Origin of the sequence: Streptomyces sp. NPDC002790, assembly GCF_040295505.1 — a bacterium.
Lineage (GTDB): Bacteria > Actinomycetota > Actinomycetes > Streptomycetales > Streptomycetaceae > Streptomyces.
The window spans coordinates 41590-65254 of record NZ_JBEOVM010000011.1 but is presented as its reverse complement, the minus strand read 5'-3'; the positions used below and the strand labels follow the sequence as shown (position 1 = coordinate 65254).

Below are 23665 nucleotides of genomic sequence, written 5' to 3'. Positions count from 1 at the left end.
TCTCTCAGGTACGACGGGAATGAAAGGGGTTGGGGATGGTGACGTAGACGGACTGGGTGTCGACAGGTCCGACGAGTTCGTCGAGGCCGTGCAGCCGGGTGAGCATGTTGGCCTTGCAGCGCAGCGTGGGTGAGTCGAGCAGCAGGCTCGGCAGTGTGCTGCGTTGCCGGTTCGGACCGGTGGCGGCTTCGCCGAGGAAGCGGCGGAACTCGGCGATCAGCAGCTGCTCGTCGGCAAGCCGTTGGGAACCGAAGGCTCCGATCAGGCCGAGGACGTTGTTGATGGCGAGGTAGTAGGCGAATCGCTCGTCGGTGACGTCGTCGTCGACGAACGTGTCGCTGTGCGTGCCGATGCCGGGCAGGCGCCGGTCGAGTTCGGCGCGGCGGGACTCGCGGAAGTAGTAGCCCTGGTTGTCCCGGTAGCGCCCGCCGACGGGCCGGCCTTCGGCGTCCAGGAGCACCAGGGTGTTCTGCTGGTGGGCCTCCAGGGCGACGCCGGCTTCGCCGTCGAGCCAGAGCACGGGCCGTACGACGTGTTCCAGATACCGCAGGAACCACTCGGCGGAGACGGCTCCGCGGGCTCGTCCGGTGCGGGCCGCGAGCCGGGTCACGGTCTCGGCGAGGCGGGAGCTCATGGCCGGGTGGGCGCTGCCGTCGGCCGGGGCGTCGGCTGGGTCGGCGGTCGGGTCTGCGGTCGGGTCGGTGGTCGGCCTGGGCGAGACGAAGCCGGCGACGCACACCGCGTCGTCGTGAGAGCGGAAGGGGTTGGTGCGGATCATCACGTCAAGGCCGGGCACCGGTTCGCCGTCCGGGCCGTCGACGGCGAGCCAGGCCGGGTCGCGGACGACGTCGAAACCGGGGTGCGCGGCCTGCCACTGCTCGGCGAGACCGGCGCCGAGGAGTCGGTGGACCTCGACGCCCCGGTGGAGTTCCTTGCGGAGGTTCTCCCGGCGGGAGTTGGTGATGCGCAGGCCGAGGGAGAGCTTGAGCATGGCCGGCGCACCGGGCCGGTACAACGTGCGGACGGAGGAGGTGGGGAACCAGGGCTCACCGTGCGGGCCCAGGTCGCTCAGCAGTCCGGCGTCCAGGAGGGCGGCCGTGGCGGGGCGTTCACGCAGCTCGCGCAGCTGCCATGGGTGTACGGGCAGCGCGGCGTGCCCTGCGGGCAGTGGGAGTCCCGGTCCTGCCAGTTGGGAGGTGAGTTCGGCGGCGGTGCGGGCGATGTCTTGTTCGGTCCAGGCCGAGTCGTGGGCGAGCACGCCCGGGGACACGGCGATCCAGTGCAGGGGGAAGGAGCCACGCAACTCCGGTGAGTAGCGCCCCGCTTCGGCGTCGGACAGCCCCTCGCGGCTCTTCGGAGTCGGGTGCAGCGGGTGCCCGAGGAGCAGCGCCTGTTCTGCGGCGAGGAAGGGGTCGGCCTCGTCCGCGGGGCGGTGACGGCGGTCCGCGATGAACTCGGTGGTGCGGCGCAGGGAGTCGGCGACGCGGACTACCAGTTCACCACTGTCGCCCCCGGGGGCGGGGGCTCCCTGGGCGGGATCGCCGGAGTCGGCAGGGGCGTTGGCGTCGGCCTCGCCATGGGCCGACTCCCTGCTCAGGAGGGCGGCGAGGGCGACGGCGTCCACGCCGTTGGCGTGCGGCGGCGCGTTCTCCAGGGAGGGCAGGCCGAAGCGGTGCCAGCCGGAGGGCGACCAGTAGTGGACCGGGACGAGAAGGACGGTGCCGCTCGCGGGCAGCGGGACGCGGAGCGCACCCGAGGAAGGAGGAGCGATGTTGTTCTCACGCACCCAACAGCGCAGCAGGTTCTCGACCGCTGCCACCTGGGCGGCAGTCGCGGGGTCCGGGTGTTCCAGGAGGTCGACGGGGGTGCATGGACGCTCCGCGTCCTGGTCGCCGCCCTGCTGCCACGGGATCGAGTCACGCTCCTGGGCGCGCGGGGCTTGCGTGTCACAGGATCCGCCGGCGGTGGGACGGGAACGGCCGTCGGATGCGGGGGTGGCGTTCAACTGGCTTCCTTGCGTGGGGTGGTGGGCTCCGTGAGGCGGTGGTCCGGTGGGCCCGGCGTGTCACTGCCGTCGCTGGTGGTGGTGTGTCGTCGGGCGCTCCTACGACTCGTGACGGCGAGCGCGAGCGACGGCCGCCAGGGCGTCCGCGAGCCGGTCCACGATGGCTGCGGCCTGCTCGTCGGTGATGGTGAGGGGAGGAAGCAGGCGCACGACGCTGGAATGACGGCCGCCGAGTTCGACGATCAGGCCGCGGTGGAGGCAGGCATCGCGCACGGCTGCGGCGAGTTGGGGCGCGGCCGGGAGCGGGGCGGCGGACCCGGCAAGCAGGGGGTCGCCGGCGAGTTCCACGGTGGGAGCGGGAACGGCGCCTTCCGGGTCGACGAGCTCCATGCCGATCATCAGGCCACGCCCACGGACCTCGCCCACGCACGCGAACTCGTCGGACAGCTGCCGGAGTTGGTCGAGCATGCGGGCGCCAAGAGCGGCGGCACGCTCGGCGAGGCCGTTCTCGCGGACATACGCGAGGGTCGCGGCGCCCGCGGCCATGGCGAGCTGATTGCCGCGGAACGTACCGGCGTGCGCGCCCGGGGGCCAGACGTCGAGGTCGTCGCGGTAGACGATCACGGCGAGCGGCAGGCTGCCCCCAATGGCCTTGGACAGGACCATGACGTCGGGCACGACTCCGCTGTGCTCCACGGCCCAGAAGGCTCCGGTGCGGCCCACGCCGGTCTGTACCTCGTCGACGACCAGCGGGATCGAGCGGTGCTCGGTGACGGCTCGCATCCGGCGCAGCCAGGCGTCGGGGGCGGGGATGACACCACCCTCCCCCTGCACCGGTTCGAGGATCATGCCCGCCGGCTGCGGCACCCCGGACTTGGTGTCGTCGAGGAGCGATTCGGTCCAGCGGGCGGCGAGTTCGGCGCCGCGCGGGCCTCCGATGCCGAAGGGGCAGCGGTAGTCCTGCGGATACGGCAGGCGCGTGACGCGGACGTCCTGCGCCCCGCCGGACGCTTCGAGCGCCCCCGCGGTCATGCCGTGATAGGCGCCCGCGAAGGAGAGCAGGCCCGAGCGTCCGGTGGCGGTGCGGACCAGTTTCAGCGCCGCCTCGACGGCGTCGGTGCCCGCGGGACCGCAGAACTGGACGCGGGCCCGGTCGGCAAGACCCTGCGGCAGCGTGCGGAACAACTCGGTGGTGAACGCGTCCTTGACCGGAGTGGCCAGGTCGAGGACGTGCAGCGGTGCACCCGAGTCGAGCACCTTGCGGATGGCCTCGAGCACCACCGGGTGGTTGTGGCCGAGCGCGAGCGTCCCCGCGCCGGACAGGCAGTCCAGATAGCGCCGGCCGTCGGCGCCCTCGATGGTGAGCCCGCGCGCCCGCACCGGCACGATCGGCAGGGCGCGCGCGTAGGTGCGCGCCGCGGACTCCCGCGCGCACTGGCGGCGCAGGATCCCCTCGTGCGCGACGGTGTCGCGGACAGGGTCCCTCTCGGCCTCCCCGTCATACGGGGCCGGCACCGCCACGGTCTCAGGATCGGTCACAGGCACAGGATCGGTCACCGCCACGGCTGTTGGTCCTCCCGCTGGATATACGGCCGAAAAGGCCCCTCGACTCACCGAACGGCGGGGTGAGTCGGCGCGCGCTGAACGCCGGCCTCGGTTCCCCCGTACGTACCAACGACGGGGCGGGCGGAGGAACACGGCTCGTACGGGACTGATGAACAGACCTTTGCCGGGCGCCCGCGGCACCCAATGGGCCGTCGCAGCCGCCCCTCGTTCATCGCGGGCCCGAGGCGAGCCATGCTCCAACGATCCGTACCGGCCGGAAGATCCCTCCGTGACGGAACCGTTGCTGTTCCGTCGGCCGACCCCGGCGGCACCGGCATAGGGTGGTGTGCCGTTCGGAGGCGAGGTTTCGACTCGACTCCACCGCACACGTACGGCAGTTCAACCCTTTCGAAGCCCAGGGGGATTCACGACATGCGACCCATACGCCCGCAGTTCGCCGCGCGCCGCACTCGAGGCGCGCGAAGCAGAACGTTCCCCGTAGCGGCGGCGGTCGCGCTCGGCACTGTGGTCGCTCTGACCGCCACGGCGTGCGGCTCGAGCGAGGACGACGCGAACGACAAGCCGACCGCCTCGGCATCCGCGGGCGATGGCAAGTTCAAGATCCCGGACGATATTCAGGATCGGCTGAAGGAACACGGGATCGACCCGGACAAGTGGAAGGACGGCGAGTGGAAGAACTGGGACAAGGACCAGTGGCTGCGTGAGGCGCAGGACTTCGTCAACCCGATCATCGACGGGCTGTGGGACAGCAACCGGATGCGGGACGCCGACAAGCCCACCGGAGGCGAGGTCGACGAGAACGACCTCTCCGGCGACCAGGGTGTGACGGACCCGGAGCCGAGGCCGGTGGCGGCTGCGGGCGTCTCCACTCCGTACCACGCGAACGCCCCGTACGCGGGCAAGCTGTTCTTCGACGGCCCCAAGGGTTCGATGGTCTGCTCGGCGACCGTGGTCACCGACCCGGCGCACCCCGGCAGGTCCAACATGCTCTGGACGGCCGGCCACTGTGTGCACGCCGGCAAGAACGGCGGCTGGTACCGCAACATCGCGTTCGTGCCCTCGTACAACGACAGCGGCAAGTCCGCGCAGGAGCTGCAGAACGCGCCCAGGAACGAGGTGGCGCCGTACGGCGTGTGGTGGGGCGACGCGGCGCTGACGTCCGACCAGTGGATCGCGCAGGGCGGCCCGAGCGGCGGGGCGGGCGCCTCGTACGACTTCGCTGTGATCCATGTGACGCCGGAGAAGGGCGGCACCACCAAGTCGCTTGAGGAGACGGTGGGTTCGGCGCTTCCGGTGAACTTCAACGCGCCGGCGGTGCCGAAGGTCTCGCAGTTGACCGCGAAGGGCTACCCGGCGGCGGCGCCGTTCGACGGGCAGAAGCTGTACCAGTGTGCGGCCAGGCCGGGCCGTCTTTCGCTGAACGACGCGGACCCGACGATGTACCGCATCGGCTGCACGATGACGGGCGGTTCTTCCGGCGGCGGCTGGGTCGGCCAGGGCTCCGACGGCAAGCCAGCCCTGGTGTCCAACACCTCGATCGGCCCGGTGACGGCGGGCTGGCTCGCGGGCCCGCGGCTCGGCAAGGAGGCCAAGGGGATCTACGACTCGGTGAGCAAGAAGTTCGCCGGGCAGTAAGCACGCGCCGCGCAGGCGGCCGGTCTCTGGCTGAGCCCCTCTCCGGTCGACCGGAGAGGGGCTCAGCCATGTTCAGTACTTCAGGTGCTTCACGTACTTCGGTACGAGCCGTCAGCCCGCGACCGCCGCCGGAACGTACGGCGCGAATTCCGCTGCGAGTTCCTCGTGCACGCGCGCCTTCAGGAGCGTGCCCTCCGGGGTGTGCTCCTCGGAGATCACCTCGCCGTCGGCGTGTGCCCGCGCGACCAGCTGGCCGTGTGTGTACGGCACGAGCACCTCGATCTCGACAGCGGGGCGCGGCAGTTCGGCGTCGATGAGCTCGAGCAGCTCCTCGATGCCCTGGCCCGTACGGGCCGAGACGGCGATCGCACGCTTCTCCACGCGCAGCAGCCGCTGCAGCACCAACGGGTCGGCCGCGTCCGCCTTGTTGATCACCACGATCTCGGGCACGTTCGTCGCCCCGACGTCGCGGATGACCTCACGTACGGAGGCGAGTTGCTCCTCAGGCACCGGGTGCGAACCGTCGACCACATGCACGATCAGGTCGGAGTCACCGACCTCCTCCATGGTCGAGCGGAACGCCTCGACGAGGTGGTGCGGCAGGTGCCGTACGAAACCGACCGTGTCGGCCAGTGTGTACAGCCGACCGCTCGGGGTCTCCGCGCGGCGCACGGTCGGGTCCAGAGTGGCGAACAGCGAGTTCTCCACCAGCACGCCCGCGCCCGTGAGGCGGTTGAGGAGCGAGGACTTGCCGGCATTGGTGTATCCGGCGATGGCCACCGAAGGCACCTTGTGCCTGCGCCGCTCCTGGCGCTTGATGTCGCGGCCGGTCTTCATCTCCGCGATCTCACGGCGCATCTTCGCCATCTTCTCGCGGATCCGGCGCCGGTCCGTCTCGATCTTGGTCTCACCGGGACCACGCGTGGCCATGCCGCCGCCCGAGGAGCCGGAGCCACCGCCACCCATCTGCCGGGAGAGCGACTGACCCCAGCCGCGCAGCCGCGGCAGCATGTACTGCATCTGCGCGAGCGCGACCTGCGCCTTGCCCTCTCGGGACTTGGCGTGCTGGGCGAAGATGTCGAGGATCAGAGCGGTCCTGTCGACCACCTTGACCTTGACGACGTCCTCGAGGTGGATGAGCTGGCCGGGGCTGAGCTCACCGTCGCACACGACGGTGTCCGCTCCGGTCTCGAGCACGATGTCCCGCAGCTCCTGGGCCTTGCCCGAGCCGATGAACGTCGCCGCGTCCGGCTTGTCCCTGCGCTGCGTGACGCCGTCGAGCACGAGCGCGCCCGCGGTCTCGGCGAGGGCGGCGAGCTCCGCGAGGGAGTTGTCCGCGTCCTGAACCGTTCCCGACGTCCAGACGCCGACGAGGACGACGCGCTCCAGGCGGAGCTGTCGGTACTCGACCTCGGTGACGTCCTCGAGCTCGGTGGAGAGGCCCGCGACGCGGCGCAGAGCCGCGCGCTCGGAACGGTCGAACTGCTGGCCGTCCCGCTCACCGTCGATCTCGTGACTCCAGGCGACGTCCTCTTCCATCAGGGCATCGGCCCGAAGGCTCTCGGTGTGGTTCTGCACCATGTTCTGCGCGTCCTGGGAAGGGGAAGAAGAGGAGGTCATTTGGTCCTTACGTCTGTGGGATACGGAATACGCGACGGGCGTCACACCCGTCATATGTGACAACGCTCGGCCTGCTCCGGGGATTCCCGCGAGCGCCGATCCGGTGGCCCGCGCCGTCGACGTCGACGATATTCGCACGGTACGGGCCGTCTCGTCATCTGGATTGTTTCCCTGTGTCAGTGCTTCGACACCGGCTCGGACTTCCAGCCCGGATGACCCAGCATGGGCGGCGTCTTCTTCGCGTGGAGCCAGGCATCGAAGAAGCCGGTCAGGTCACGCCCCGACAGCTGCGAGGCGAGCCTTACGAAGTCCGCGGTCGTGGCGGTGGAGTCACGGTGCGTGCCCACCCACGTGCGCTCAAGGCGCCGGAAGGCGTCCGCGCCGATCTCCTGACGCAGGGCGTAGAGGACCAGGGCGCTGCCGTCATAGACGACCGGCCGGAAGATGCTGATCTTCCCGTCGCTCGTGGGCGCCTTGGGCTCGGCGGGCGGTCCGCCGTCGGCGCGCATGGCGTCGGACGCACGGTAGGCGGCGCGCATCCGCTTCACCATGGGCCGGTCCGCCTTCTCCTGGGCGTACAGGGCCTCGTACCAGGTGGCGTGGCCCTCGTTGAGCCACAGGTCGGACCAGGTGCGAGGGCTGACGCTGTCGCCGAACCACTGGTGTGCCAGTTCATGGACCATGATCGACTCGACGTACCACTTCGGGTACTCGGAGCGCGTGAACAGGTCTCTCTCGAAGAGAGAGAGCGTTTGTGTCTCGAGTTCGAAGCCGGTCGACGCATGGGCGATCAGCAGCCCGTAGTTCTCGAAGGGATAGTTGCCGACCTTCCCCTCCATCCAGGCGATCTGGCCGGGCGTCTTCTTGAGCCACGGCTTCAGGGCCTTGGCGTCCCTGGCCGGCACGACATCGCGTACGGGAAGTCCGTCCGGGCCCTCCTGGTGCAGCACGGCGGAACGGCCGATGGAGACCTGGGCCAGCTCTGTGGCCATGGGGTGGAGGGTGCGGTAGGCCCACTTCGTGGCTCCTCCTTGTCGCGTTTTCGCGACAGGGAGACCGTTGGCGACCGCGGTGTACTCCTTGGGCGCGGTGACCCGGAAGGTGAAGTAGGCCTTGTCGGAGGGGTGGTCGTTGGACGGGAAGACGCGGTGCGCCGCGTCGGCCTGGTTGGCCATCGCGAGCCCGTCCTTGGTCCGCACCCAGCCGACTTCCTTCTTGCCGGGCCGGGGGTCGCTGGTGTGCTGCACGGTGATGTTCAGCGGTTGACCGGGAGCGACGGGCGCAGCGGGCGTGACAACCAGGTCCTCGCCCTTGGTGGCGTGGTGCGCCCGCGAGCCGTTGACCGTCACCGAACGCACGGTGCCGTGCGAGAAGTCGAGGTTGATCCGGTCGAGCCAGGACGTCGCCCGCGCGTCGATCTTGGTGACGGCATCGAGAGGCTTGTTGTTGTCACCGTGGTACGTGAAGGAGATGTCGTAGTCGGTGACGTCGTAGCCGGGATTGCCGAGATGCGGGAAGAGCCGGTCGCCGATGCCGAGCGGCTCGGCGGGCGCGGCCGCGGCGACAAGGGCGAGCGAGGCGCCGGCGGCCAGAAGTGCGGCGACGCGGGGCGTTCGGGAGCTGAGCAGCATGAACTACGGCTATCAGCGCGCGCCTCCGGGCACGGTGCGGCACGCGCCGCACCACCCGAACGAGGGTTCCGGGTGGGCCTACAGGGCGCCCGCCGCCGCGTGTCGGGTGCGCCCCACGTCGTACACGCCCGGCACGTTCCGCATCGCCCGCATGACGCCCTGAAGGTGTCCGGCGTCCGGGAGTTGGAGCGTGTACGTGTGCCGGACGCGGCCCTGGTCGGGCGGGTCGACGGTCGCCGAGATGATGGCGACGCCCTCCAGCGCTATGGCCTCGGTCAGGTCGGCGAGGAGATGGGGGCGGCTGAACGACTCGGCGATCAGGGTCACCCGGTACTCGGCGGGCTCCGCGTCGGCGTCCGCCCAGCGCACGCCGACCTCCGCGCGCCCCGCGGCCTTCATGCGCGCCACTCCGGCGCAGGCGACACGGTGCACGGTGACGACGCCGCCGCGTACGGCGAACGCGGTCACCTCGTCGGGCGGTACGGGCGTGCAGCAGCCCGCGAGGCGCACCGTGGCGCCCTGTTGGTCGACCAGGGCGTTCGCCGCGGAGGGCCGCGCCGATGGGCCGCTGTACGGGGCTCTGGGCGCCGACTGGGGCGCGCTCGGACCCTCCGGGTGGGTGGCGATCCAGCGGCGGATGGCGATGCGGGCGGCGGGCGTACGGGCGTGGTCGAGCCAGGCGACCGACGGCTCGGACGCGGCGCTGCCCTCCACCCCGGCCATGAGCGGCTGGACGGTGTCGCCGTCACCGAGGACCGTACTGAGCGTCGCCAGGCGGCCGTTGACCCGCGCGCCGATGCAGGCGTGGGCGTCCTCGCCGTACTGCGCGTACGCGGCGTCGACACAACTGGCGCCTGCGGGGAGGCCGATGGAACCGCCGTCGGGCCGGAAGACGGTGATCTCGCGATCCTGGGCGAGGTCCTCGCGCAGCGTCGACCAGAAGGTGTCGGTGTCCGGCGCGGACTGCTGCCAGTCGAGCAGCCGGTTCAGCCAGCCAGGGCGCGTGGGGTCGGAGCGCTCGCCATCGGTGTCCAGGTGCTCCTCTCCGGAGGGCGTGTACGGATTGCCGAGCGCCACGACGCCCGCCTCCGCGACCTTGTGCATCTGGTGCGTACGGATGAGGACTTCGGCGACCTCGCCGTCCGTGCGGGCTACCGCGGTGTGCAGCGACTGGTACAGGTTGAACTTCGGTACGGCGATGAAGTCCTTGAACTCCGAGACCACCGGCGTGAAACACGTGTGCAGCTCGCCGAGGACGCCGTAACAGTCCGCGTCCTCGGACACGAGGACAAGGAGGCGCCCGAAGTCGGCCCCGCGCATCTCACCGCGCTTGCGCCGCACCCGGTGGACGGACACGAAGTGCCGCGGCCTGATGAGGACTTCGGCGCTCAAGCCCGCCTCGCGCAGCACTGAGCGCAGCTCGGTCGCGAACCCTGCGAGGGAGTCCTCCGTCTGCTGCGCGTAGGCCGTCATGAGCTCGCGCGTCTGCCCGTACTCCTCGGGGCGCAGGATCGCGAACACGAGATCTTCGAGCTCGGTCTTCAGCGCCTGCACACCCAGCCGCTCGGCGAGCGGGATCAGGACGTCGCGGGTGACCTTGGCGATCCGCTCCTGCTTCTCCTGGCGCATGACGCCGAGGGTGCGCATGTTGTGCAGGCGGTCGGCGAGTTTGATCGACATGACGCGCACGTCGTTCCCGGTCGCGACCAGCATTTTGCGGAAGGTCTCGGGTTCGGCCGCCGCTCCGTAGTCGACCTTCTCCAGCTTGGTCACTCCGTCGACGAGATAGGCGACCTCTTCGCCGAACTCCTCGCGCACCTGCTTGAGCGTGACCTCGGTGTCCTCGACGGTGTCGTGGAGCAGGGAGGCGGTCAGCGTCGTGGTCTCCGCGCCCAGCTCGGCCAGGATCAACGTCACCGCGAGCGGGTGTGTGATGTACGGCTCGCCGCTCTTGCGCATCTGGCCGCGGTGCGAGGACTCGGCCAGTACGTAGGCGCGGTGCAGCGGCTCCAGAGCGGCGTCGGGATAGTGGGCCCGGTGGGCCTCCGCCACGTGCCCGATCGCGTCCGGGAGGCGGCCGCGGGCGGTGGGGCCGAGGAACGCCGCGCGGCCGAGACGGCGCAGGTCGATCCGGGGGCGGCCACGCCGACGGTGCGCTCCGGGCGTGATCGGTCCCGGGTTCGCGGGGTTGGTCGCCTCCGCACTCATGAGCACCTCCGGCTTTGTCGACCGGCGGCGGGCTGGCGGCGGCACCCGTCCGGACCGGTGCTTGATGCTACCGAGCCCATCACGTGGCGCAGTCCCGCTCTCGCCGAGCGTGAAACGGATCACCCATTCGAGCGAAGGTTCACTGGTTTACGGTTTCGATTGCCGCGAACCAGTCGGTGTCGAGCCGACCTTCCGCGACGATCACGGCGGGACCGGTCATCTCGATCTCGCCGTCCGCACGCTCGGTGATCGTCAGCCTGCCTCCGGGCAGATCGATCTCGTACGTGACAGGAGCCCCGGTCACCGCCGGGTCCAGGCCGTCCCTGCGGGCGGTCGCGACGGCCACGGCGCAGGCGCCGGTGCCGCAGGAGCGGGTCTCGCCTGAGCCCCGCTCGTGCACCCGCATGGCGACGTGCCTCGGGCCTCGGTCGACGACGAACTCGACGTTCACACCCTCCGGGTATGCGTTCGCCGGCGCGAAGGGGGGCGGGTCGTACAGCGCGCCCGCGTGCGCGAGGTCGGCCACGAAGGCGACCGCGTGCGGGTTCCCCATGTTCACGTTCGTCGCGGGCCAGGTCCGCCCGTCGACACTGACCGTGACGTCGCCCTCGGGGAGCGTCGCCCTGCCCATGCCAACGGCGATCAGGCCTTCCTTGTCGATGTGGACCGCCTTGATGCCGCCTCGGGTGGCCACGGCGAGGTCTCCCTCGCCGACGTGTCCCGCGTGCTGGAGGTAGCGGGCGAAGACCCGCACTCCGTTGCCGCACATCTCGGCCACCGAACCGTCGCCATTGCGGTAGTCCATGAACCACTCCGCCTCGTCGGCCATGTGCCGCGCCTCGGGGTGCGCGGCGGTGCGCACGACGTGGAGCACACCGTCACCCCCGACGCCGGCCCGACGGTCGCACAGTGCGGCGACGGCGGTCGGCGAGAGCGCGATGGCGTTCTCCGGGTCCGGGATGATCACGAAGTCGTTCTCGGTCCCGTGACCCTTGAGGAAGGTGCTCATTTCTCGATCGTACGAGATCGGTCCGACAATCCGGTCGGCGGAGTGCCGCACGAGGCGCCGGGCACGGTCAGCGGAGCCGCGCCACGCGCCACACGGCGAGCACCGCGACGGCCGCGACCACGACGACGTACGCGCCCACGACCCGCCAGTCCGGCCACCGGCCCGAGCCGCGCGGCGGCAGTCCCGGCAGCGTGTACCCGACCCGGCGGGCCGCCATCATGCCCCAGCCGGCGGCGCAGGAGCTGATCAGGAGGCCGAGCATCGCCACGACCGCGCCGCCGTCGCCGAAGTCGAAGAACAGCGGGAACGCGAACATCAGGGAGCCGATCGCAGCCAGCATTACGATGGGTGCCAGCTGCCAGATGCGGAGCCTGCGCTGCGGGCGCAGCTCGACCTCGACCTCTTGGCCCTCGTCCTGCGCGGCGAGTTCCTCCGCGGTCGGACCGTCGGCGATCACGCCGTCGGCGCTCGCCTCAGGACCATCGGTACTGAGCTGCTCTCCGCCTGGTGCGGTGTCACGAGGGCCGGCCTCCATCGCCACGCGCCCTCCCACTCCGGACTCCACTTGGTCGATCGATGGTCGATGATGGCACGCCCACAGAGGCCGGGATGACGGGCGGAGCGTCCCGATGCCATCACGTGATCAGGCTGTAACCGGTCGTTCGACCAACGACATTGCGCGAGCCGGGAGTTCCCCGCGTTCCGCCACTGCCCCACTGAGCCAATGCACCCGCGGGTCGCGCCGGAACCACGAGTCCTGGCGGCGCGCGAACCGCTTGGTGGCGCGGACGGTCTCCGCGCGCGCCTCGTCCAGCGTGCACTCGTCCGCGAGCGCCGCGAGCACCTGCTGGTAGCCGAGTGCGCGCGACGCCGTACGCCCCTCGCGCAGCCCCTGGGCCTCCAGTGCGCGCACCTCGTCGACGAGGCCCGCCTCCCACATCCGGTCCACGCGCGTGGCGATGCGTTCGTCGAGTTCGGGCCGCGCCACGTCCACACCGATCTGGACGGTGTCGTAGACGGAGTCGTGTCCCGGCAGGTTGGCGGTGAACGGTTTGCCGGTGATCTCGATGACCTCAAGGGCGCGGACGATGCGCCGGCCGTTGCTCGGCAGGATCGCCACGGAGGCCTCCGGGTCGGCGGCGGCAAGGCGCGCGTGCAGGGCGCCGGAACCGCGCAGCCTGAGCTCGTCCTCCAGACGGGCACGGACCTCCGGGTCGGTGCCGGGGAACTCCATCTTGTCGACGGCGCCCCTTACGTAGAGCCCCGATCCGCCGACGAGGACGGGCCAGCGGCCGGCCGCGAGCAGCCGGTCGATCTCCGTGCGGGCGAGGCGCTGGTACTCGGCGACGCTGGCGGCCTCCGTGACGCCCCAGATGTCCAGGAGGTGGTGCGGCACCCCGTCGCGTTCCTCGGGCGTCAGCTTGGCGGTACCGATGTCCATCCCCCGGTACAACTGCATGGAGTCGGCGTTGACCACCTCGCCGCCGAGTTCCTTGGCGAGGAACACGCCTAGATCTGACTTTCCTGCCGCGGTCGGCCCGACGACGGCGATGACCCGCGGGGCGGGAGCTGCGCTACTCACCGCCCCAGTCTCGCAAACCCGGGCACGTCTTCACGAATGAGCGACGTGACGCCACAGGTTCGGGTTCGTTGCCTGTTGCGAGGTTCCAGCCGCCGGTTTCGAGGGCCGGCGCCCCGGTCGCCGCAATGGGACGCACCGGGTAGGGCGGGATTTCGCCCACACGAGTAACGTATGGAGTTGAAATGGGCGTTTTTGCCAGGTTTCGCCGGAAGGTCAACGCTGCGGACGAGGCGTCAACCGCCGAGGCCCAGGCCGCCACTCTGACGGCCGCTCCGGAGGTGGCGGAGGCCGAGGAGCCCATCGAGGCCACCGCGGGCCCCGCAGCGGACCAGGAGGCCACGGAGACCGCACCCGAAGGCGAGACGGCCGAGGTGGCCGTGTCGGAGGGCGTGGAGATCCCGAAGCAGCAGTCCGCTGAGCAGGCCGCGGACAACGAGGCCAGTGAGGGCGCCCGCAAATAGTTCCCGAGAGCTCGGTGCGACGGAAGGCACGGAAGGTACAGCCATGGGCATCCTGGACACGTTGAAAGCCAAGTTCGGCCCCGCCCGGGCCAAGGTCTCGGACCTCGCGCAGCAGCACGGGGACAAGATCGACCAGGGCTTGGACAAGGCCGGGAAGATGGTCGACGAGAAGACCAAGGGCAAGTACAGCGACAAGATCCGGACGGGCACGGACAAGGCGAAGGACGCCGTCGACCGGATGTCAACGGCGGAGGGCAAGAACGCCGGGGGCGCCAAGGACACCGACGGTGGGAACACCCCGCCGTCGCCCCCTTCCGGGGCATCGTGACCCACTGCGCTTTCACAGACGGCGGCGGCCGCGAACCCATTGGGCTTCGCGGCCGCCGCCGTCTGTGGAGCGTTTCGCACTACGTCCAGGACGCCACGAAGTAGCCCACTCCGTAGGGTGCGTCCTCGTACAGCAGACGGCCCGTGCCGTCCTGCTCGCCCCAGGCGGCGCTGAGGAGTTGCCACGGGGCGCGGCCCGAGATCTTCAGCTCACGGGCGAGGTCGGCGTCGAGGTTCGCGAGCGTGCCGTCGGCGTCGAGGTCGCGCAAGGCCGCGGCGATGGCCGCGTCCACGCCCTCGGCGCGCTCGTCCAGGTAGCCGGGAGCCTTCAGCGTGCGGCAGGCCGTGCCGTCGCCCATGACGAGGAAGGCGACGCGCTCGGCTCCTGTCCTGCCCTCCGCGAGGCGGATCGCCCCGTCGGCGTCGGCGAAACCCGAGCCGCCACCCGCCACCTCGTAGCCGCGCACCTCACCGGTCCACCCCGCGCGCGCGAGCAGCCACGCGCCTACGGAGAGGGACGGCGGGAGTGTCGCCTCCACAACGTCGGGCGGCGCCGCTCCCAGGTACACATCGAGGTCGACGCCGAAGGGGCGGAAGGAGCCGCGGGAACCCGGCTCGTGGATGCCCGTGCCCGGGCCCTCGCCGATGACGCACACCAGGTCGGGGTCCGCCGCGAGCAGCGCCGCGATCGCCTCGTCGCAGGCCGCGCGCGCGGCGTCCAGTTCCGGAGCCGCGCCCGCGGCGACGTCGGGCACGAGCAGGGGCGGGCACGGGCAGGCGGCAGCGGCGACAAGCATGATCGGCAGCCTACTGCGCGCCCGCCGCACACCGGAAAGGCGGCCGTACTGCACAGGAAGCGAGGCCGGAAGGAAGCGAGGCCGGTCAGTCGACGGCGCAGCCTCCGGTCATCGCGGGCAACGGCTCGGGAACACCGATCTGCGGGAGGCCGAGCAGCACGCCCCGCTGCTTGTCCTGCTCCTCCTGGTTGCGCTTCTCCCACGCGTCGCCCGCGCGCGTGCGGCGCACGTTCAGGACGTCGTCCTCGGCAAGCAGGTGGTGCGGGGCCGCGTACGTGATCTCGACGGTCACGACGTCACCCGGGCGCACCTCGGCCTCGGGCTTGGTGAAGTGGACGAGGCGGTTGTCGGGGGCGCGGCCGGAGAGACGGTGGGTGGCGCCGTTCTTGCGGCCCTCGCCCTCGGCGACCATGAGATCCACGGTGCGGCCGATCTGCTTCTTGTTCTCCTCCCAGGAAATCTCCTCCTGGAGGGCGACGAGGCGCTCGTAGCGGGCCTGCACGACCTCCTTGGGGACCTGGTTCTCCATGGTGGCCGCCGGGGTTCCGGGGCGCTTGGAGTACTGGAAGGTGAAGGCGTTGGTGAAGCGCGCCTCGCGCACGGCGTGCATCGTCTGCTCGAAGTCCTCCTCGGTCTCGCCGGGGAAGCCCACGATGATGTCGGTGGAGATCGCCGCGTCAGGCATGGCGGCGCGAACCTTGTCGATGATGTTCAGGAACCGCTCCTGGCGGTACGAGCGGCGCATCGCCTTCAGGACCGTGTCCGAGCCGGACTGCATCGGCATGTGCAGCTGCGGCATCACGTTCGGGGTCTCGGCCATGGCGGCGATCACGTCGTCCGTGAAGTCGCGCGGGTGCGGGGACGTGAAGCGCACGCGCTCCAGGCCGTCGATGCCACCACAGGCGCGCAGCAGCTTGCTGAAGGCCTCACGGTCGCCGATGTCGCTCCCGTAGGCGTTGACGTTCTGGCCGAGCAGCGTGATCTCGGAGACGCCCTCGCCGACCAGCGCCTCGATCTCCGCGAGGATGTCGCCCGTCCTGCGGTCCTTCTCCTTGCCGCGCAGCGCCGGGACGATGCAGAAGGTGCAGGTGTTGTTGCAGCCGACCGAGATGGAGACCCAGGCCGCATACGCGCTCTCGCGGCGGGTGGGCAGCGTGGAGGGGAACGCCTCCAGGGACTCGGCGATCTCGACCTGGGCGTCCTCCTGGACGCGGGCGCGCTCCAGGAGGACGGGCAGCTTGCCGATGTTGTGCGTGCCGAAGACGACGTCCACCCAGGGCGCCCTCTTCACGATGGTGTCGCGGTCCTTCTGGGCGAGGCAGCCACCCACGGCGATCTGCATCCCGGGGCGCTGCGTCTTCATGGGAGCGAGGCGGCCGAGGTTGCCGTAGAGCTTGTTGTCAGCGTTCTCCCGCACCGCGCACGTATTGAAGACCACGACGTCGGCATCGCCGTCGGAGCCCTCGGGGGCGCGCACATAACCCGCGCCCTCCAGGAGGCCCGACAAGCGCTCGGAGTCGTGGACGTTCATCTGGCACCCGTAGGTACGTACTTCATAGGTCTTCGTGGGATTGGGTGAACGGTCGTCCACGGCCGGACGCGGGTCGCTGCTGCTCATGACAACAAGGGTATGGGGTTCCCGGAGTGGTTCTGTGGCGCCGTCCTCGCCCTCCCTGCGGCGCGGTAACGACGTCACCGAACGTGACCACAAGGGGACGTTCCGAACCTGGCCACCGCACGGCCTGGGCTGGCAGGATCACGCCATGCCGCAGCCGCCCCTTCGCGTGTCCCGCCGCAAGGCCCTCATGGGTTCCGTGGCCGGACTCGTGGTGTTCGGCCTGCTGTTGTGGTGGCTGCTGCCGCTCGGCGAGCAGTCGCCCCGGGGCCAGGTGACCTTCAGTACCGGCGCGCGCACGGGCGTCTACGAGAGGTACGGCAAGCTCCTCAAGCGTGCCGTGGACCGCGACCTGCCCGACCTGGGGGTCGCCCTCACCGGCAGCCAGGGCTCCTGGGAGAACGTGGAGCGCGTGGCCACCGGCAAGGCCGACTTCACCATCGCCGCGGCGGACGCGGTCGCCAAGTACCGGTCCGAGGGGCAGCCCGGCGCGGACCGGCTGCGCGGCTGCGCCCGCCTCTACGACGACTACATGCAGCTCGTGGTGAAGCGTTCCTCGTCCGTGCGGAACGTCGCCGACCTGCGCGGCATGAAAGTGGCGGTGGGCGGCCGGAGTTCCGGGGTGCGGCTGATCGCCGAGCGGATCCTGAAGGCGGCGGGGCTCGACGTCCGCAAGGACGTCACCGAGGTGGGCATCGGCATAGACGCCATGCCGCGCGCCCTGGAGTCGGGCGAGATCGACGCGTTCTTCTGGTCCGGGGGCCTGCCCACCAACCACGTACGGAAGCTGTCCCAGGACGCCCCCATCCGGCTCGTCGAACTCGGCTCGCTGGTCGACAAGTTGCACGCCATGGGTGGCTACTCGCGCTACTACCGGGCCGCCGTGATGCCCGCCGACGCCTACCCGGCAGCCCAACAGGGCGAGCCCGTCAACACGTTGGCGGTGGCGAACCTGCTGGTGACGACCGACCGGGTGGACCCGGAACTGACCGAGGCGGTCACCCGTACCGTCATCGACAGCCGCGACCACATCGGGGCGCAGGTGCACGCGGCCCAGCTCGTCGACCTCAGAACGGCCGTCTACACGAACCCGCTCACCCTCCACGAGGGCGCGCGCCGCTACTACCGCTCGGTCAAGCCCTGAGCGGCCGTCTCCCGGCCTGAACCGCTCTCCGCGCTGCCTGCTTCGCCGCCGACCTCCGCGACCCCCTGGACCGGCACCGGCGCCGTCCTGGGCACCCGCAGGGTCACCTCCAGGCCGTGCGGTTCCCGCCGCGCGTACCCGAGGGAGCCGCCGCCCGCCGTCAGCAGCGCTCGTGAGATGGACAGGCCGAGGCCCGAGCCCTTGATGTTCTGGTGCTGACCGCTGCGCCAGAACCGGTCGCCGATCCGGGCGAGTTCCTCTTCGCTCAGGCCCGGTCCGCCGTCCGCGACCTCGATCACCGTCGCGTCGCCGGTGGCCCTGGCCGTGACGGTCACCTGCTCACCCTCGGGCGTGAACTTCAGGGCGTTGTCGACCACGGCGTCCAGGGCGCTGGACAGCGCGATCGGGTCGGCCCAGCCCGTCACGGCGGGGCAGTCGGCCACGAGCCGTACGCCGTCCTCTTCCGCCAGCGGGCGCCAGGCCTCCACCCGCTCAGCGGCCAGCTCACCGATGTCGGTGAGCTGAAGATCCGCGGCGGCGTGCTCGGCCAGGGCCAGGTCGAGCAGGTCGTCGAGGACCCGGCCGAGGCGCTTGCCCTCGGCCTTCACCGACCCGATCTCCTCGTTCCCCTCCGGCAGTTCGAGTGCCAGTACGTCGATGCGCAACATCAGGGCGGCGAGCGGGTTGCGCAGTTGGTGCGAGGCGTCGGCGACGAAGGCGCGCTGCTGCTCGAGCACGTCCTCGACGTTGTCCGCCATCTCGTTGAACGACCGGGCCAGGCGCCGCAGTTCCGGCGGGCCGCCGGCCGCCGCGACCCGCGACTTCAGGCGTCCTGTGGCGATGTCGTGGGTCGTCGCGTCCAGGACCCGTACGGGCCGCAGCACCCAGCCGGTCAGCCGCAGTGCGGCGCTCACGGCGAGCAGCATCGCGGCCACCTCACCGGCACCGATGACCAGCCAGCCGCGCAGTGTCTTGCTGCGCATCGCGCCGGTCGGCGACTCGGTGACCACGACCGCGACGACGTCACCGTCCCGGATGACGGGCGAGGCGACCACGAGCCGGCCGCGCTGCCACGGCCACACCTGCGGCGGATCGTGGCTGCCGCGCGAGTACAGCGCCTCGTCGAACGCGGCACGCAGCGCACCGCCGGAGCCCGGTGGCGGCACCCGGAAGTCGTCGGGCGCGCGCCCCATGGGCTCCTCGTCCCGGTAGAAGACGCCCGCCTTGATTCCGTACACCTCGTGGTAGCGGGCGAGTTCGGTGCGCAGCGTCTGCTGCCGCTCGTCGCTCACCAGCTTCTCGCCCTTGCCGGCCTTGTCCGGGCGCGTGGTCACGAACTGCGCGAGGGAAGCGAACCGCGCGGTGTCGTCGATCCGGTCGACGACCACCTTCTGCTGCTGGGCGGAGGCCACGCTCACGGCCAGCGGAAAGCCGAGTGCGAGCAGCACGCCCGCCATGAGGACGATGAGCAGCGGAAGCAGGCGGGCGCGCACGCCAGGACTCTACGGCTTCTGTTACGCGGCCGGGGCGACGAGCCGGTAGCCGACTCCCCGCACGGTTTCGATGAGCATGGGCATGCGCAACTTGGAACGCAGCGAGGCGACATGCACTTCCAGGGTGCGCCCCGTGCCCTCCCAGCTGGTCCGCCACACCTCGCTGATGATCTGCTCCCTACGGAAGACGACGCCCGGACGCTGCGCCAGGAGCGCGAGCAAGTCGAACTCCTTACGGGTGAGTTGAACCGCCTCTCCCGCGACCGCGACCTTACGGGTGGGCAGATCGATGCTGACGTCCCCGAACTGCACCTCATGGTCGACGGTGGCAGCGGGTTCCTCCTGCACCGTGCGGCGGCTCACCGCATGAATGCGGGCGAGTAGCTCCCCTATGTCGTACGGCTTCACTACGTAGTCGTCCGCGCCGAGGTTGAGCCCATGGATGCGTGACCGTACGTCGGCGCGCGCGGTCACCATGATCACGGGCGTCGTGGTGCGCTTGCGGATCCTGCCGCACACCTCGTAGCCGTCAAGGTCGGGCAGGCCCAGGTCGAGCAGCACGACACCGAAGGCGTCCGCCTCGGGCACCAGTGCCTGCAGTGCCTCCTCGCCGCTGCGCGCGTGCTTCACCTCGAAGCCGTGCCGGGACAGGACCGCCGAAAGGGCACCGGCCACGTGGTCGTCGTCCTCGACGAGCAGCAGTCTCATTACGCCCCCTCACCTCTCCCGCGCGGTTCATCAAGGCATCCACTCCGAAAAGCAAGGACGACGTCAAGAGCCTTCCGGTTACGGCCGTGTTCCGTTATGCAGCCGGTATGAGCGCCCCGCGCCCCCTTCACGCATAGTGTCCGGTTGCGGCCGGATCGTTATGCTCAATTTCCCCTCAGATGTAATGACGCTGGTCGTACGGGGTTACTACTGTCCTCCCAACCGAGGAGGACGGAGCAAGACCCCGATGACCGAAGTTTCGGTGACCAAGGACGCCACTCCCCCTGCGGGCGACGCGCTGGTCGCACTGAGCCGAGTCAACAAGCACTTCGGCGCGCTGCACGTGCTCCAGGACATCGACCTGACCGTCGCGCGAGGTGAGGTCGTCGTCGTCATCGGCCCGTCGGGCTCCGGCAAGTCGACGCTGTGCCGCACGATCAACCGCCTGGAGACCGTCGATTCCGGCGACATCACGATCGACGGCAAGCCGCTGCCCCAGGAGGGCAAGGAGCTGGCACGCCTGCGCGCGGACGTGGGGATGGTCTTCCAGTCCTTCAACCTCTTCGCGCACAAGACGGTGCTGGAGAACGTGACGCTGGGGCAGGTCAAGGTCCGCAAGGCGGACAAGAAGACGGCCGAGGACAAGGCGCGTGCGCTCCTCGACCGGGTCGGTGTCGCCGCGCAGGCCGACAAGTACCCCGCGCAGCTCTCAGGCGGCCAGCAGCAACGCGTCGCCATCGCGCGGGCGCTGGCGATGGACCCGAAGGTGATGCTCTTCGACGAGCCGACGTCGGCCCTCGACCCGGAGATGATCAACGAGGTCCTGGAAGTGATGCAGCAGCTCGCCCGGGACGGCATGACGATGGTGGTGGTCACGCACGAGATGGGCTTCGCCCGCTCCGCGGCCAACCGCGTGGTCTTCATGGCGGACGGACGGATCGTCGAGGAGGCCGTCCCCGACCAGTTCTTCAGCAATCCGCGCAGCGACCGGGCCAAGGACTTCCTGTCGAAGATCCTGCACCACTAGACGCGCGCCCCGCGCGGGGCCACAACCGGCGCCCCACGCGCGCGTGTTGCCTTTTCCCTACTGCCGAATCTGCCGACACGAAGGATGTTCACCATGAAGCTCCGAAAGTCCGCCGCGGCGGCCGCCGCCGTCGCCGCGCTCGCGCTGACCGCCACCGCCTGTGGCGGCGAGTCCGGCAACGCCGGTGACAAGGCCGCCGGGGCCTCGGGTGGCAAGGACCAGCCCAAGCTGCCGACGTACGCGGTGAAGAGTGATGTGAAGGTCGACTCCGCGACTCTGAAGAAGGCCCAGAAGGCCGGCAAGATCGTCATCGGTTCCAAGGACGACCAGCCGTACCTGGGCTTCCAGGACTCCGGCGGCAAGCGCTCCGGTTTCGACATCGAGATCGCCAAGATGGTCGCGGCCGACCTCGGCTTCAAGGCCGACCAGATCACGTTCAAGACGATCGACTCCGGCGTCCGCGAGACCACCATCTCCAAGGGAGATGTCGACCTCTACGTAGGCACGTACACGATCAACGACGAGCGCAAGAAGCAGGTCGGCTTCGCGGGCCCGTACATGATGGCCGGTGCCGACCTTCTGGTACGCAGCGACGAGAAGGGCATCACGGGCCCGACCTCCCTGAAGGGCAAGAAGGTCTGCTCCATCAAGGGCTCGACCCCGCTGCAGGAGATCAAGAAGCCCAAGTACGGCGCCGAGACCGTCGAGTTGGCGAAGTACTCGGAGTGCGTGCAGCAGCTGCTCAACAACGAGGTCGACGCCGTCACCACCGACGACGCGATCCTGAAGGGCTACGCCGCGCAGAACCCGAAGAAGCTGCAGGTCGTCGGCAAGCCCTTCACCAAGGAGCCCTACGGTGTGGGCATGGGCAAGGACGACAAGGCCCTGCGCGACGCGGTCGCCGACGCCCTTGAGGCGCACGAGAAGAACGGCGACTACAAGAAGGCCTACGACGCGACGCTCGGCCTCTCCGGCGCCGAGTTCACCGAGCCGCCGGCCCTGGAGCGCTACTGAGCGCTTGCTGAGCGTTCGCCGCTCCTGAGCGTCCAGCCGCCTGTTACTCGCAGGCAGTGAGTTGACTGTGTCCCTGTACGTCGTATCGGCGTACAGGGCGCGGCTCCCCCTGCCCGACCGCTGCCGCCCCACGAGGAACTCCCCGTGAATGTACTGCTCGACCACCTTTCGGAATTCCGCGAGGGATTCCTCGGCACCATAGGCCTGACCCTGGCCAGCGGCCTCCTCGCGATGCTGCTCGGCACGGTCCTCGCCGGTTTCCGGGTCTCGCCCGTACCGCCTCTGCGGTACTTCGGCACCGCCTGGGTCACGCTGTTCCGCAACACCCCACTGACGCTGCTGTTCCTCGTCATCTGGTTCGCGGTGCCCCAGGTCCTCGACTTCGGCTTCAGCCCGTGGGTCAAGGCCCTGATCGTACTGAGCTGCTACACCTCTTCGTTCGTCTGCGAGGCGGTGCGCTCCGGCATCAGCACCGTGCCGCTCGGGCAGGCCGAGGCGGCGCGCTCGATCGGCATGTCGTTCTTCCAGACGCTCGGCCTGATCATCCTGCCGCAGGCGGTGCGCACCGTGCTGCCGCCGCTGAGCTCCATCTTCATCGCGCTGACCAAGAACTCGGCCATCGCGGGCGCCTTCAGCGTCACCGAACTGTTCGGCTGGCAGAAGCTGTTGAGCGACCAGGGGTACCCGATCGCCTGGGTCTTCCTGTGGGTGGCGCTCGGCTACCTGGTCATCACCTTCGCCATCAGCATCTTGTTCCGGGTGCTCGAGAGGACCCTGGAGGTCGCCCGATGAGTGCCAGCGTTCTCTACGACGCCCCGGGCCCCAAGGCCCGCACGCGCAACCGGATCTACACCGTCGTCGGTACGCTCGCGGTCGTCGGGCTCATCGTCTTCGTGGTCGCGCAGCTCGCGTCCAAGGACCAGTTCGCCGCCGCCAAGTGGGACATCTTCAACTACGCCAACGTGCGTGCCGCGATCCGTGACGGCATCCTGACCACCCTGAAGGTCTTCGCCGCCGCGGGCGTCCTCTCACTGGTGCTCGGCGTCGTCCTCGCGGTGGCCCGGTACTCGGATCACCGACCGATCCGCTGGTTCGCCACGGGCTTCATCGAGCTGTTCCGCGCCATCCCGCTACTGATCACCATTTACGCCCTGTGGGTTCTTTTCCTCACCTACAAGAGCGACCTGGGTGTGATCGGCGAGAACAACGCCTTCTGGGCGCTGGTGATCGGCCTCACGGTCTACAACAGCTCGGTTCAGGCCGAGGTGCTGCGGGCCGGCTTCCAGGCCGTGCCGCGCGGCCAGGTCGAAGCGGCGTACGCACTGGGCCTGCGCAAGTATCAAGTGATGACCATGCTGCTGCTGCCGCAGGCGATCCGCTCGATGCTGCCGACGATTATCAGCCAGCTGGTCGTCACCCTTAAGGACACCTCGCTCGGCTACATCATCACGTACGCGGAGCTCCTGTACGCCGCCCGCAAGCTGGCCAACAACACCTTGATCGAGGGCGAATACCCGTACGTTCCGGTACTCGTCGTGACCGGCACGATCTACGTCCTGATGTGTCTGGCCCTGTCCGGGCTCGCCAACTGGATCGAGCGGCGCGGCCGCCGCGCCAAGACCGGCATCAAGGTGGCCGCGGCCGCCGAACCCGTCGCCGAGGGGGGCCTGATGGACTCCGCGGACCTGCCTGGCGGGGCCGGCCATGGCACGGCTGCCTCCGGGACCGTTGACGAGCGGCCGCAGGGTGATGACCGATCCGAAGGACCCGGTTCGCCAAGAAGTTGACCCGACCCCGCGCGCGGGGCCTGAGCTGCACGGCGG

20 protein-coding genes are annotated in these 23665 nt (G+C 70.0%); 8 read left to right on the top strand and 12 right to left on the bottom strand.

All coding sequences use genetic code 11. The features are described 5' to 3' along the window. Nucleotides 1-4 precede the first annotated feature (4 nt). Both ABT004_RS08845 and ABT004_RS08840 read right to left on the bottom strand, forming a co-directional pair. Nucleotides 5-2005: an IucA/IucC family protein gene (locus ABT004_RS08845; protein WP_451190050.1), complete on the bottom strand. Its 2001-nt coding sequence runs from the start codon at nucleotides 2003-2005 to the stop codon at nucleotides 5-7. 99 nt (nucleotides 2006-2104) lie between these two features. Next, entirely contained in the window at nucleotides 2105-3520 is a 1416-nt protein-coding gene (locus tag ABT004_RS08840) for a diaminobutyrate--2-oxoglutarate transaminase family protein (RefSeq protein WP_351333086.1), read from the bottom strand. Between the two features lie 462 nt (nucleotides 3521-3982). On the opposite strand from ABT004_RS08840, the gene ABT004_RS08835 reads away from it, so the two are divergent. Further along, entirely contained in the window at nucleotides 3983-5206 is a 1224-nt protein-coding gene (locus ABT004_RS08835; RefSeq protein WP_351333003.1) for a trypsin-like serine peptidase, read from the top strand. A 111-nt stretch (nucleotides 5207-5317) separates the two neighbouring features. Here the strand turns inward: ABT004_RS08835 and hflX are convergent, their stop codons facing one another. From hflX to miaA, 6 genes are all read right to left on the bottom strand, one after another. Then, nucleotides 5318-6826, bottom strand: a complete 1509-nt coding sequence (hflX, locus tag ABT004_RS08830) for a GTPase HflX (RefSeq protein ID WP_351333000.1) — start codon at nucleotides 6824-6826, stop codon at nucleotides 5318-5320. A 176-nt stretch (nucleotides 6827-7002) separates the two neighbouring features. Beyond that, complete coding sequence (locus ABT004_RS08825) at nucleotides 7003-8457, bottom strand: M1 family metallopeptidase (RefSeq protein ID WP_351332997.1); 1455 nt, start codon at nucleotides 8455-8457, stop codon at nucleotides 7003-7005. A gap of 78 nt (nucleotides 8458-8535) precedes the next feature. Next, nucleotides 8536-10665, bottom strand: coding sequence for a RelA/SpoT family protein (locus ABT004_RS08820; RefSeq protein WP_351332994.1), 2130 nt, complete (start codon nucleotides 10663-10665; stop codon nucleotides 8536-8538). 139 nt (nucleotides 10666-10804) lie between these two features. Continuing rightward, entirely contained in the window at nucleotides 10805-11674 is an 870-nt protein-coding gene (dapF, locus tag ABT004_RS08815; protein WP_351332991.1) for a diaminopimelate epimerase, read from the bottom strand. Between the two features lie 67 nt (nucleotides 11675-11741). Continuing rightward, entirely contained in the window at nucleotides 11742-12209 is a 468-nt protein-coding gene (locus ABT004_RS08810; protein ID WP_351333083.1) for a hypothetical protein, read from the bottom strand. Between the two features lie 108 nt (nucleotides 12210-12317). Next, nucleotides 12318-13256 carry a tRNA (adenosine(37)-N6)-dimethylallyltransferase MiaA gene (miaA, locus tag ABT004_RS08805; protein WP_351332988.1) on the bottom strand — a complete coding sequence of 313 codons (939 nt, stop codon included), beginning with the start codon at nucleotides 13254-13256 and terminating at the stop codon, nucleotides 12318-12320. Between the two features lie 182 nt (nucleotides 13257-13438). Between miaA and ABT004_RS08800 the strand changes: the two genes are divergently transcribed. Further along, nucleotides 13439-13717 (top strand): hypothetical protein, encoded by a 279-nt coding sequence (locus ABT004_RS08800; protein ID WP_351332985.1) that lies wholly within the window; start codon nucleotides 13439-13441, stop codon nucleotides 13715-13717. A gap of 43 nt (nucleotides 13718-13760) precedes the next feature. Further along, entirely contained in the window at nucleotides 13761-14045 is a 285-nt protein-coding gene (locus tag ABT004_RS08795) for an antitoxin (protein ID WP_351332983.1), read from the top strand. 79 nt (nucleotides 14046-14124) lie between these two features. Here the strand turns inward: ABT004_RS08795 and ABT004_RS08790 are convergent, their stop codons facing one another. After that, complete coding sequence (locus ABT004_RS08790) at nucleotides 14125-14841, bottom strand: class III extradiol dioxygenase subunit B-like domain-containing protein (protein WP_351332981.1); 717 nt, start codon at nucleotides 14839-14841, stop codon at nucleotides 14125-14127. An 85-nt stretch (nucleotides 14842-14926) separates the two neighbouring features. Further along, entirely contained in the window at nucleotides 14927-16459 is a 1533-nt protein-coding gene (miaB, locus tag ABT004_RS08785; RefSeq protein ID WP_351332978.1) for a tRNA (N6-isopentenyl adenosine(37)-C2)-methylthiotransferase MiaB, read from the bottom strand. Nucleotides 16460-16604: 145 nt separating this feature from the next. Here miaB and ABT004_RS08780 point away from each other — a divergent pair, with 145 nt between their 5' ends. Beyond that, a complete protein-coding gene (locus ABT004_RS08780; RefSeq protein WP_351332976.1) occupies nucleotides 16605-17600 on the top strand; it encodes a TAXI family TRAP transporter solute-binding subunit in 996 nt (331 codons plus the stop codon). Here ABT004_RS08780 and ABT004_RS08775 read toward each other — a convergent pair. After that, complete coding sequence (locus ABT004_RS08775; protein ID WP_351332974.1) at nucleotides 17579-19093, bottom strand: sensor histidine kinase; 1515 nt, start codon at nucleotides 19091-19093, stop codon at nucleotides 17579-17581. The two genes, ABT004_RS08780 and ABT004_RS08775, sit on opposite strands and share 22 nt — an antisense overlap. A gap of 21 nt (nucleotides 19094-19114) precedes the next feature. Next, nucleotides 19115-19801: a response regulator transcription factor gene (locus ABT004_RS08770; RefSeq protein WP_351332971.1), complete on the bottom strand. Its 687-nt coding sequence runs from the start codon at nucleotides 19799-19801 to the stop codon at nucleotides 19115-19117. Between the two features lie 247 nt (nucleotides 19802-20048). On the opposite strand from ABT004_RS08770, the gene ABT004_RS08765 reads away from it, so the two are divergent. The 4 genes from ABT004_RS08765 to ABT004_RS08750 all read left to right on the top strand — a co-directional run bounded on the left by ABT004_RS08765 (nucleotide 20049) and on the right by ABT004_RS08750 (nucleotide 23629). After that, a complete protein-coding gene (locus ABT004_RS08765) occupies nucleotides 20049-20828 on the top strand; it encodes an amino acid ABC transporter ATP-binding protein (RefSeq protein WP_351332969.1) in 780 nt (259 codons plus the stop codon). A gap of 93 nt (nucleotides 20829-20921) precedes the next feature. After that, complete coding sequence (locus ABT004_RS08760; RefSeq protein ID WP_351332965.1) at nucleotides 20922-21842, top strand: glutamate ABC transporter substrate-binding protein; 921 nt, start codon at nucleotides 20922-20924, stop codon at nucleotides 21840-21842. A 144-nt stretch (nucleotides 21843-21986) separates the two neighbouring features. After that, complete coding sequence (locus ABT004_RS08755) at nucleotides 21987-22634, top strand: amino acid ABC transporter permease (protein ID WP_326021166.1); 648 nt, start codon at nucleotides 21987-21989, stop codon at nucleotides 22632-22634. Continuing rightward, a complete protein-coding gene (locus tag ABT004_RS08750) occupies nucleotides 22631-23629 on the top strand; it encodes an amino acid ABC transporter permease (RefSeq protein ID WP_351332963.1) in 999 nt (332 codons plus the stop codon). Before ABT004_RS08755 ends, ABT004_RS08750 begins: the two co-directional genes overlap by 4 nt. Nucleotides 23630-23665 lie beyond the last annotated feature (36 nt).